Origin of the sequence: Vibrio sp. 10N.247.311.47, from assembly GCF_041467535.1 — a bacterium.
In the GTDB taxonomy this organism is placed as follows: Bacteria; Pseudomonadota; Gammaproteobacteria; order Enterobacterales; family Vibrionaceae; genus Vibrio; species Vibrio crassostreae_C.
On sequence record NZ_JBFSUR010000007.1, the window covers coordinates 53,813 to 65,836 of the forward strand.

General features: G+C 43.6%; 9 protein-coding genes. 6 read left to right on the forward strand and 3 right to left on the reverse strand.

Going from position 1 to position 12,024, the window contains the following annotated elements; genetic code table 11:
- Positions 1-1,061 precede the first annotated feature (1,061 nt).
- From AB6E51_RS06880 to AB6E51_RS06895, 4 genes are all read left to right on the forward strand, one after another.
- Complete coding sequence (locus tag AB6E51_RS06880) at positions 1,062-1,532, forward strand: hypothetical protein (protein ID WP_016785024.1); 471 nt, start codon at positions 1,062-1,064, stop codon at positions 1,530-1,532.
- Between the two features lie 25 nt (positions 1,533-1,557).
- On the forward strand, positions 1,558-2,484 hold the full coding sequence (locus AB6E51_RS06885; protein WP_010438355.1) for a tripartite tricarboxylate transporter substrate binding protein: 927 nt from the start codon (positions 1,558-1,560) through the stop codon (positions 2,482-2,484).
- A gap of 88 nt (positions 2,485-2,572) precedes the next feature.
- Positions 2,573-3,034, forward strand: a complete 462-nt coding sequence (locus tag AB6E51_RS06890; protein WP_010438352.1) for a tripartite tricarboxylate transporter TctB family protein — start codon at positions 2,573-2,575, stop codon at positions 3,032-3,034.
- Positions 3,035-3,042: 8 nt separating this feature from the next.
- Positions 3,043-4,545 (forward strand): tripartite tricarboxylate transporter permease, encoded by a 1,503-nt coding sequence (locus AB6E51_RS06895; RefSeq protein ID WP_010438351.1) that lies wholly within the window; start codon positions 3,043-3,045, stop codon positions 4,543-4,545.
- A 209-nt stretch (positions 4,546-4,754) separates the two neighbouring features.
- Here the strand turns inward: AB6E51_RS06895 and AB6E51_RS06900 are convergent, their stop codons facing one another.
- From AB6E51_RS06900 to AB6E51_RS06910, 3 genes are all read right to left on the reverse strand, one after another.
- Positions 4,755-5,471, reverse strand: coding sequence for a FadR/GntR family transcriptional regulator (locus AB6E51_RS06900; RefSeq protein WP_102332116.1), 717 nt, complete (start codon positions 5,469-5,471; stop codon positions 4,755-4,757).
- A 525-nt stretch (positions 5,472-5,996) separates the two neighbouring features.
- On the reverse strand, positions 5,997-8,150 hold the full coding sequence (locus AB6E51_RS06905) for a heparinase II/III family protein (RefSeq protein ID WP_102332115.1): 2,154 nt from the start codon (positions 8,148-8,150) through the stop codon (positions 5,997-5,999).
- Positions 8,151-8,152: 2 nt separating this feature from the next.
- Positions 8,153-10,360, reverse strand: coding sequence for a heparinase II/III family protein (locus tag AB6E51_RS06910; protein WP_102332114.1), 2,208 nt, complete (start codon positions 10,358-10,360; stop codon positions 8,153-8,155).
- 333 nt (positions 10,361-10,693) lie between these two features.
- Here AB6E51_RS06910 and AB6E51_RS06915 point away from each other — a divergent pair, with 333 nt between their 5' ends.
- Positions 10,694-11,029 carry a cupin domain-containing protein gene (locus AB6E51_RS06915; protein ID WP_009846518.1) on the forward strand — a complete coding sequence of 112 codons (336 nt, stop codon included), beginning with the start codon at positions 10,694-10,696 and terminating at the stop codon, positions 11,027-11,029.
- A 34-nt stretch (positions 11,030-11,063) separates the two neighbouring features.
- The gene (locus tag AB6E51_RS06920; protein WP_017061485.1) at positions 11,064-11,996 is read left to right on the forward strand and encodes a sugar kinase; all 933 of its coding nucleotides are present in this window, start codon (positions 11,064-11,066) and stop codon (positions 11,994-11,996) included.
- Positions 11,997-12,024: the final 28 nt, after the last annotated feature.

The window sequence follows — 12,024 nt, forward strand, 5'->3', positions numbered from 1 at the left end:
TAAGTGATGGCGATCTTATTTTGATTGATTAAGTTAATTATATATATGACATAGGATGGAATATGGCCAATCCATTAAGGAAATTACTGGGGTTTGAGGTGAAAACATGAAAAACCACCCACCAATAACACCCACCCCATAAAAATCAATGACTTACGAAAAATTGAGACTTTGCACACTTATTAACAAATACAACCAAACACATATAAATATAAAATTCTAAAAAATAATAAAAGCCAAATCAGAGCTGAATCACCCTCATTTATCACACAATAAACCAGTGTTTTATATCAATTGAGAGTAGCTAATTCTATTAGAATTCTACGTAAGTTACTCAATATAGAAGCCACATATCTTGTTGAGATGATGATGGATTCAAAAGATAAAAAATGAAAAATCATGGATGGTGCATAATTATTTGAGGAGAGATCGAGTGTCTAAAACACAAATCTCGCCGCAATATTCTCTTAATTACGATGGTAAAAAGAACTACCGCTAAACGTATACAAGAAAAATTGCCTTAAGAAAGAGTTAATCGGGAGTGAACCAAAACCGTGCTACACATGGTGCAACACACTTCTTAAAAACAAAAAAAGCATTCACTTGGTATACCTTTTTGACTGGTTTTGATGAACCTATAAATGGTTCATCGGGACGTTTAAGTGGTTCACATAATAGTTGAAACACGCGTTTAGCTTAACGGTGGTTAGCGTCTTGCAGGTGAGCCGCTGACATGTTCGCATATAACTCGTTGTGTTATAGGACGCTCGATTATCAAGCCAAAATTTTCTCCCATATGAATTAACAGAACGGCGAGCATATGGTGGTGAGTTTATATCTAGGAAATCAGCCAAAATAAAACTGGATCTGTGTCCATTTACACCCAGCTCAGAAAAAGACCAGAATCACACTATTTCCGCCAGAATATGGTCAAAACAAGATCGAAGTCTTGTTAGAAGACTTTCACTTGTGATCGCTCCCCGCTTCCAAGTCATCGTTAATTGAAGAATTATTGTCATACAATATTCTATATTCATCTACCAAACGTAAGGACATATGGAATGCGATCAATGAAAGATATCACTCAAGACGCTATCGATATCGTTAAACCCTCTATCGACAAGCTGTTTGAAAGAACGAATAGAAAAGAACTGCATATTGTCGTTATGAATCCACACCTCAAGCCTTGGGAAGCCTCTTTTGAAGACGCCATTCTATATGAAGAGTCGTTAGGAGCTCCTGACAACTGGACAATCAAGTTTGATCACCTTGCCCGTAAGAAAGCACAACAAGCGTGGCGAGAATCGACAAGCAATCTAACACTGCACTCCCAACACCCATCTTCACTACGTGACGAAGACTTACTGTTTTATGGTTCGTTTGTTTATGGAAACGTGGTTGTTGCCTGCAGTGGTGTACAACAATGGTATGACATGCTGATCAGTGGCTGGATAGCGGTAGCTATTGAACAGTTAGCAATGCACGAATACCAAACAGAAAAAGCAGAGAACCCTACAAAAACATATCGCTAATAATTAGAAACAGAAGGTACTTATTATGAGTAAACTATTAAAATCCATTATGCTAGCAGCCGGTATACTTGTTTCTGCAACGTCAATTGCAGCTGACTATCCAAGCAAAAACATTCGCTTAGTTGTGCCATTTGGCGCGGGCGGCGGCACCGATGCCGTTGGTCGTACTCTTGCAAATAGCGCGAAAGACATTCTTGGGCAAAATATTTCAATCATGAACCGTACTGGTGGCGCAGGCGCAGTTGGGATGAGCTTTGGTGCTCAGCAGCGTGCGGATGGTTACACATTAACAGTAGTAACACGTGAAATCGCTTCACTTCCTCAAATGGGTTTGATGCGTCATACCGCTGACGACTTTAAACTCATTCGTTTAGTTAACTTAGATCCTGCGGTCGTATTGGTTGCAGCAGATAGCCCATACAACACGATTAACGACCTGATTAAGGAAGCCAAAGAAAAACCAGGCAGCGTAAAATTCGCTTCAACCGCTGCGCCAAACTTCTACCTAATGTCTCTTGAAAAAGATCAAGGCATTAAATTAAACGCTATCCCTTACAACGGTGCATCAGAAGCAATTCCTGCTGTACTAGGCCATCACACAGACGTCACTATGGTTACTCCTGGTGAAGCTATCGCTCAACTTCGTTCAGGCCAACTAAAAGCATTAGGTGTCATGTCTGAAGAACGTATTCAGTACATTCCAGATGTTCCTACTTTGAAAGAGCAAGGCATTGATGTAGTAACAGGTACATGGCGCGGTATTGGTGCTCCAAAAGATACACCTGATGCAGTAATCGAGAAGTTGGGGGCTGCATTTGATGAAGCAATGGCAAGTGAAGAGTTCAAAACTTTCATGGCGAAAGGTGCAATGACGATTCACAATCTTGATGACAAAGCCTTCACTGAGTTTGTTGCAGAAGATACAAAATCATTGACTCAATTAATTCAATAACCTTTGTTCAGAGGCACAGCTTTTATCAGTTGTGCCTCTGTTACTAGTTTGTACCTTTCCCTTGCTTTACTTTTTAGGGGTAAACTCCATGTCTAACTCTCACTCTTACTTAAACCGAAACGTCGTTTTCCCTTCTATCATCATTATCCTTAGCGCAATCGCGTTCGCGCTGATCACTCAATTTGATCGTCCGATGTACCAAGATGCAAGTGTCGATGCAAAATTCTTCCCGATGATGATTGTGATTGCCCAAATTGCTATCTGTATTGTTCTCATCGTTCAACACAAATTAAAAGGTGCCTCTGAACAACAAGAAGCGATGATAAGCAAGATGTCGATTTTCGGCGTTGCTTTTCTTATTGGCTACGCATTACTCATCAGTGTAGTTGGCTACCTTTATGCTAGTTTGATTGCATTTATGTTCTACCTCGTTTACTTCAAAGTGAAGAAGCCAATCTATTACGTTGTCGCCGTTGTCTTTGTGTTCGCGGTTTACTATCTATTTGGCGAGGTGTTCTACATCGCGCTTCCTGAAGCAACGTGGTCTTAGGTGGTCATATGTTTGAATATCTAATCGATGGTCTCGCAACTGCAGTTAGCTTTGCAGTGCTTCCTGTCCTTGTTTTTGGCGTACTGGGCGGCGTTATTTTAGGCGCACTACCCGGACTTACAGCGACAATGGGCGTGGCAATTCTCCTTCCATTTACCTTTGGCATGGAACCGACTTCAGCCCTTGTGATGTTAATTGGTGTATACATTGGTGGGATTTACGGTGGCTCAATTGCCGCAATTTTACTTAAAACCCCAGGAACACCGGCTTCTGCAGCAAGTGTACTCGACGGTCACACTATGGCTGTTAGAGGACAAGCAGCAAGAGCATTAAGTATTTCTGCTGTTGCATCATTTATTGGCGGGCTGTTAAGTACTATCGTCCTCATCGCGATTGCGCCTAAATTAGCGACCTTTGCACTGCGTTTTAATGCGCCAGAATATTTTGCACTCGCTCTGTTTGGTTTAACGATTATTGCGAGTGTTTCTTCGAACAACATTTTTAAAGGGTTACTTGCGGGAACCATTGGATTATTGGTTTCAACTGTTGGACTCGACCCAATCAGCAGTGTGCCAAGATTTACTTTTGACATCATGGATCTTTACAGCGGAATCAATGTCATCCCTGTCTTAATTGGTTTATTCGCTCTATCTGAGGCATTAAACCAACTAGAGAAGCTGTTCTCTGAAAAGAAAGTCGTTGCACCGAAATTTGACCACAAACTATTAAGTAAAAGTGATCTCAAAGAAATGCTACCAACGGCCATAAAAAGTGGTTTGATGGGAACAACTATCGGCTCGGTACCGGGTGCTGGTGCTGATATATCTGCATTTGTTTGTTACAACGAAGCAAAACGTTCGTCTAAGAACCCAGAAGAGTTTGGTAAAGGCTCGGTTCGTGGCCTTGCAGCCGCTGAATCTGGAAACAACGGCGTAACGGGTGGCTCGCTAGTTCCGTTATTAACACTAGGTGTCCCTGGAGATGCCGTGGCAGCGGTTCTTCTTGGTGCACTTATAGTACAAGGACTCACACCAGGCCCACTGCTATTCGCCCAAAACCCCGAAGTGGTTTATGGCGTGTTCAGCTCAATGTTGGTCGCTAACCTTGTGATGTTAGTGATTGGTTTACTGGGTATTCGCTTCTTCTGTCGAATCATTGAAGTACCGAAGATCATCATGATTCCAATCATTGTCTTCCTTTCAATTGTCGGCGCTTACGCAATTAACAACTCGATGTTTGATGTGGGTATTGCAATCGGTTTCGGTCTACTTGGCTTTATCTTAACTAAACTGGATATCCCTTCTTCACCGATTCTGCTTGCGATCATCTTAGGGCCAATGGCAGAAACAAACCTTAGAAAATCACTGCTGATGTACGATGGCAGTTGGTCTTTCCTTTATGAGCGTCCTATTGCTCTCGCGTTTATCGTGTTAGCTGTATTCTCGGTTTATTCAACGTTAAAAATGAAGAAAAAGCAGAAACAAAAGCAAACTTACGAACATCATGATTAGCCGCTTGTTTAAGCTAGAATATTGAAACAACTCAAAGCCAGAGACAACAGTCTCTGGCTTTTTTCATACATGAAAGCAGCCAATTTTCGTAAACGGTAGACAACAAAAAGGTATGCACTTGGCATACCCTTTTAAGTCGTTTATCCGAGCGTCATGCTGTTCATCTCTATATGAGGTGACTCATCTACCTACGCTCTAGATTATTTCTATTACGCCGTCGCCAGACGGTGGTTGGCATCTTGCAAGTGTGCAGCAGACACAACTCGTGCCTTATCACTATCACCAGCCATGATTGCTTCATAGATTCTACGGTGTTCATTGATACACGTGCTTCCTTCTTCAGAAGAGTGCACGATGAAGTTCACGAACATCGTAGTCAAGATATTGCCGAATGGCAGGTAGAAGTCATTACCTGTCGCATTAAAGATCAAGCTATGAAAACGAGTATCAATATCTGTCCAACGCTCTTGATCAAATACTTCAGCCTCATCCACTTCTACCATTTTTTGGAAGATTTCTGAAAGTTCAATGCGTTGTTCAGCCGTTGCAAATTTAGCCGCCAGTGCGCACGCTTCAGGTTCTATCGCACGGCGAAGGCCTAAAAACTGAGAACAGAATTGATCTATGTCGGTTAGACCATCCATCCATTCAATCAGCTGAGGATCAAGAAAGTTCCAATATGCGCGGTCGACTACACGAGTACCGATTTTCGGGCGGGACTCTAACAAACCTTTAGAAGTTAATAGTTTAACTGCTTCACGTAGTGCCGTTCGGCTAATACCAAACTGTTCACATAACGCCATTTCACCAGGAATAATAGAACCTTGCGGCAGATCGCCAGACAAGATTCCACGAGCGATTTCACGCGCTACTTGCACGTGCAGGCTACGCTTCGAGCCCGAAATTGAATTAAAAGTGCTAATCATAAGTTCACTTATTTTATATGTTATGTTTATGTATTATTTAAGGATTACTATAACAGTATTTCAACCTACAGCCAATTGAGTAAAATCCAAACGAATCACAACCTGCAAATTTTTATAATCAGAGATTTAAAAAACATCCTGTGAGAAACGTTATCTTAAATCACTCATAAATCCGTACTCAAAACTAACCCTCTTTGTATCGGTATGAAAACCACCAGCACAGCCTCGAAAAACCATGGGAAAAAGGTACACCTTTAGAAGCGCAATTCATTAACCGCCAGAGATTATTAAATGAGATCCCCTTCCCAAATTACATCAGCCTCTGTCCTACACGCATAAAAAAACCGAGCAACTCACAACGAGTTACTCGGTTTGACTTATTTCCGATATTCTTTGTCATCGACATTAATTTCGTTCAGTTACTTAGATGCGAACACCCTTACAATCGAACATGATATGGCGCTTCGTTCCCGCAAAGCACCACATCAGCACACACCATCGTTAAACGGTATGTGTGTTGATCATTTACAGTTGAGCAAATGACCCTTCCCACGAGTATGTCTCACCCGCGAACTCAACAGCGTGAGTTGCTTGCTGCGTGTCTTCAGCTTGGTTTGAAATACCGTAGTGGTAAGTGTTACCAGAAGTAGTCTGAATGCGAACAACAGTCCCGACACTGTTATGGCCCACAACAGATACTGATTTAACCAGACCACGAGCGCCTACAGAGGCTTCGATAGACTCGTTAAAGTAACCATGCGTTTCTAGTACAGAAGCAAACACGTGGTTTTGACCAGACTGACGTAAGATAAGCGCAGGCTCACTCTTAAGGTTGAAGTCTGGATCGTTAGCACCAGTGCGAGCAAAAATCACTTCGCTGCCCGCATTCGCGCTGGTTACTAGGCTGTAGTAACTGCTGTCATGTAGCCAGCTTACTAGAGAGCCCTCTTCGTTCACTTTGCCTGAAGCAACGTTCCATAAATGTTGGTAACCGTTGTCTTCACCTAATGGCTTAAGCGTTGTTTCCATGTTGTAATCGAAGTCAGTGCGAATGATTTGACCCGAGTGGTGAACTGGTAAGTCGTACTGGTGCTCAGCGTCAGCTTCGATGCGGTACACATCAATTACTAGCGGTTTTTCGAACTCAGGTAGTTCAGCAAGAATCACGCTGCGTTGCATGTCTACGCCAGTGTAGTACTCAGAAATTGTGCCGCTCATACCTTGTAGCGACTGGTCGTCTGTTACGAAGAAGTGCTTCTGACCAAACTTAGACTCAGCCAATGCTGTGTTGAAGTTGTTCTGCGTTTTCTGATCAACCGTTACTGTGTTGTGAGCAACCGTCTGCTTACAGTAAGACTTGTTCTCCGGGATGTAACGACCGCCAAACTTAGGCTCAACGTTTACCCAACGACCGAAGCCGTAATCGTGCAGCACTTCGTGGCCACGGTTGAATACGCTTAGGTGCAAGCCATCGTAGTGACCATGGTCTAGCGCAGAATGGTACTGGTGGTCTGAACCGTGCTGACCAAACCAGATCAACGCCATTGTGTCGTCGTCTTGCACATCACGGTGACGAAGGATGCTTACGCCGCCTTTTTCGCCTTCAGGCCCGTCTGTTACAAACAGGCTACCCCAGTTGAATGGTTTGATGTCGTCTGCTGCATCAACCGCATCAGACAGTGTTTTACCAGAAGCATGAACCCAAACATTTTTTTGGTGATCAGCCATACCAAGCAGAGTTTCAGTCTGCTCGTAACGGTGGTAACACACAGACGTCGCCATGATAACCCCTTCATCGTTGATAGAAATCGTCTTCGATGAATCGTTCAGAGCAGGCAATGTGCCGTCTGGGAATGCAGTTTTGAATACTGAGTAAGACGTTGTCTTGATCACTGAATCGTTAAATTCGTAAATACCGATTTCTGGCTGACGACGTTCAATCGCTTCTGCGAACAGGTAGATTGGACGCAGAGAGAAACGGTGATAGTAAGGACCTTCCATGTAGTAGCCGTCTGGCGAGAACAGTTGGTCAAGTTGCGCTAGGAAACCGCCGCTTACTTTGTCCAATTTCAGGCCGTAAAGTGCTTTATCTACAGACTCTTGATCGTTGATCGCGTAACCACAGATACCTACCGCCGCCACTGCCCATAAGCCGTGGTTGTGTACGATATCGAAGTCGTGTGCGTAAGTAACAACGAACATTTCGATCATTTGCTTCAGAAGATCGTCTTCGATAAGACGCTTCTGCTCTTCAGAGATAGTGTGGTAAATACAGCTGTACGCACAAGAAGCGTAAAGCATCCACATGTTCTCGTTCAACGTTTGGTGGAACAGCTTACCCGGAGGGTTAGTGTCACGGCTTACGTTGCTTTCCAATGTTGGGTATACCGTCGCGTACGCAGTTAGCATATCAACGATGTAATCACGGTACTTTGTTTCCTCTGTGATCAGGAACAAACGACCCGCTAGATCCATATGGATGTAGTTTTGCTTGTGACGATTGTGCTCGTAACCGCCACCTTCACCGTGACCTGGTACTTCGATGCCAACTTCTGCCATGTACGCGTCAGTTTGTTTAATGTCACGAGTCAGTGCGTTACCTAAAAGGCTATCCTTGCCAAGTTCTTTACGAAGCTCTGCTGCTTCATCAAAGTTAAGTAAAAGTGGTTGATAGCTCATTATTATTTCCCCTGCTTTGCAGTGCTAAGTTCTTCTGAATTTGTTTCTTGTAAAGTTGTCTCTACTGAGTAGAAGCCTGTCCAGCTGTATACTTTTCCGTTCAGTTCTACCTTGTGTTCAGTGTTGTCAGTCGCACCAAGTTGGTTGCTGATCATCACGGTCACATTTGATTTTTCTGTGCTGATTTCGACGACTGAACCTACATTTGTATGCGCGACAACCTTGATGTCTTTCACAACGCCGCGAGCATTGACTGATTGCTCGAACTCTTCGTTGAAGTAACCGTGCGTTTCAAGAACAGAAGCGAACAGTGTTGTTTCGCCCTTGCTACGTAGAATGAAAGCAGGCTCTGAGCGTAGGTTGAAGCTTGGGTCGTTAGCGCCAGTGCGAGTAAAGATAACTTCAGCATTGTCGTTAGACGTTGCACCTAGCCACGTGTAGTAGGTGTTGTTCTGTAGCCAGCTTACCAGTGCTGTGCCCTTCACTTCACCGCTTGCCACGTTCCATAGGTGTTGGTAACCGAAGTCTTCACCTAGCGTGTTCAGCTCTTTGTTTGCTTGGTATTCAAAGCTAGTGCGAACAATCTGACCTTGATATTGGTGTGAGTAGTCGTACTGATGCTCACCTTCACCGCCTTTCTCAGAATCTAAACGGTAAAGATCTAATAGTAGCGGAGATTCTAATTCTTCAAGGTTTAGCATGAACACGCTGCGTTGCATGTCAAAACCTTCGTAATGATCGTTAGCAAATGCGCTCATGCCATTGATTTGCTCATCTTCTACTTTGAAGAAGTGTGGCAAGCCGTGTACTGCATCTGCACGTTCAACGTCAAAGTTGTTCTGACATTTTTCATCAATCGTTACTGCGTTATGTGCAATTGTTTGACGAGCGTAAGATTTGTTTTCGTCTAGGTAACGGCCGCCGAATTTAGGCTCAACGTTCACCCAACGACAGAAGCCGTATTCACGCAGTACTTCTTGACCACGGTTGAAGAAAGAAATACCCAGCGTATCAAAGTTACCGTGACCCATGCCGTGTTGGCCGTAGTTCATCACTAACTGAGAAACGTCGCCTTTCTTATCCTGCATACGGATAAAGCCTTGCGCGCCGTTGTGACCTTGAGGGCCTTCGTTCAATTCAACACTTGGCCAGAAAGGCATGCCGATTTCTTGCTCAGCAGACGCCGCTTCATAAGCTTTAGATAGCTCAAGACCACATGGGTGCATCCAAACTGCGTCTTGAATCTTCGCCATACCAAGAATGTTTTGGTCAACGCCGTTTTCAGATGAGTAATGTTTGCTGTAAACGCTCACTGCAACCTGAACACCCATGTCTGTAATACCCATTGTGCGAGATGCATCGTTCAGAGCTGGGAATTCGCCGTTCGGGTAAGCCGTCGCAAGCATCGCTTGTACTGTGTTACCAATCACGCCGCCTTTGTAGTTGTAGATATCCACTTCAGGCATATGACGGTGAATCACTTCAGCGAACACACACGTTGGACGAATCGCATAACGGTGGTAGTAAGGACCTTCCATGTAGTAGCCAGACGGTGCAAACAGCTGAGAAACTTGCGCTAGGAAGCCGCCAGTGTCGTTACGGTCAATGCCGTACACCGACATTTCAAGGTACTCACGCTTGCCAAGAGCAAGACCACAAATACCGACAGCGGCTACAGCCCAAATACCGTGGTTGTGAATTCGGTCGAAGTCGTGTGCGTATTTAACTGTGAACATTTCTAGCATTGGTTCGAAAATACGAGACTCAATATTGTCGCGTTGTTCTTGTGTCAGGGTTGAAGCAACACAAGAGTAAGCTAAGCTTGAGAACATTAACCAGCAGTGTTCGTTCAGGATTTGGTGGAACAAACGACCTGTAGGGTTAGTGTTTTTCTGTACGTGGTAATCAAACGTTAGGTATTTGTCTGCGTACTCTTCTAGTAATTCAGTAACAAAGTCAGCGTATTTTTGCTCTTTAGTGATCAAGAACATGCGACCAGCTAGATTCATGTACGTGTAATTTTGCTTATGGCGGTTATGTTCGTAACCCCCAGCTTCACCATGACCTGGGACATCAATAGGTAAACGCATGAATGCTTCTAGATCTTTCGCGTTCGCTGCAATGGTTTTGCCCATTAAGCTAGAACGGCCCACTTCAAGATGAAGCTGCTCGATTTCTGCTTCAGTCAACAATACTGGTTTAGTCGTCATATTCTTTGTCACCCTCAATAAAGAGTTTATCTGCTTAAACTTTGATTAAATTTTCAAACTCCATATAAAGTAATACAATATGAGCTTTAATTATACCTATTCGTCGCTAAATGATGAGTAGAGTCACATAATTAGCCATAAGTCATTGATGTAGCTGGCTAATGGTAAATATTAGCCATTTATTAAGTTGTTGATTTATTTACGCTATATAAAGTATCGCTTGATCGATATCACACAAATTTAGATATATTGTATTACAATTAGGCTCATTCCCTTATGATGGATGCAAGTTAAGTAACACTTAAAAGATTTAAACAGATTAGGAGATACACAATGAACTCTTTCTTTATCCTAGATGAAAACCCATGGGAAGAACTTGGTGGCGGCATTAAGCGTAAAATCGTTGCTTACACTGACGATCTAATGGCAGTACACCTATGTTTTGATAAGGGCGCGATTGGCCACCCTCATACTCACGAAATCCATGACCAAATCGGTTACGTAGTTCGTGGTAGCTTCGAAGCTGAGATTGAAGGCGAAAAGAAAGTCCTTAAAGAAGGCGATGCTTACTTCGCTCGTAAACACATGATGCACGGTGCAGTTGCACTAGAGCAAGACAGCATCCTTCTTGATATCTTCAACCCTGCGCGTGAAGATTTCCTAAAATAATAAACAGCGCAACCTCAGTTGCTAAGGTAAGCATATGAAATCATTAAACATCGCGGTCATTGGCGAGTGCATGGTTGAGCTACAAAAGAAACAAGACGGGCTTAAGCAAAGTTTCGGTGGCGATACACTAAATACTGCACTTTACTTGTCTCGCTTAACAAAAGAGCAAGATATCAACACGAGCTACGTAACAGCGCTAGGCACTGACCCATTCAGTACCGACATGTTAGAAAAGTGGCAAGCGGAAGGTATCGACACTAGCTTAATTGCTCAGCTTGATCACAAACAACCAGGGCTTTACTACATCGAGACCGATGAAACTGGTGAACGCAGTTTCCACTACTGGCGTAATGATGCTGCAGCAAAGTTCATGTTTGACCAGGAAGACACGCCTGCTCTACTTGATAAGTTATTCTCTTTTGATGCGGTTTACCTAAGTGGTATTACGCTTGCTATCTTGACAGAGAATGGACGCACGCAGCTATTCAACTTCTTAGACAAATTTAAAGCGCAAGGCGGCCAAGTATTCTTCGACAATAACTTCCGTCCAAAACTTTGGGAAAGTCAACAAGAAGCGATTTCTTGGTACTTGAAGATGCTTAAGTACACTGACACGGCTCTACTGACGTTCGATGACGAGCAAGAGTTGTACGGCGACGAAAGCATTGAACAGTGTATTGCACGTACGTCTGAATCTGGTGTGAAAGAGATCATCATTAAACGTGGTGCTAAAGACTGCTTAGTAGTTGAAAGCCAAAGCGCTCAGTACGTTGCTCCAAACCCAGTAGACAACATTGTTGATACTACAGCGGCTGGCGACTCGTTCAGCGCGGGCTTCCTAGCTAAGCGCTTAAGCGGTGGCAATGCACGTGATGCAGCGTTAGCAGGTCATATTGTGGCAGGGACTGTGATTCAGCATCCAGGTGCTATCATTCCTCTAGAAGCGACGCCTGATCTGTCTCTATAATTACGCACTTTAACTATTAATCAAGGGT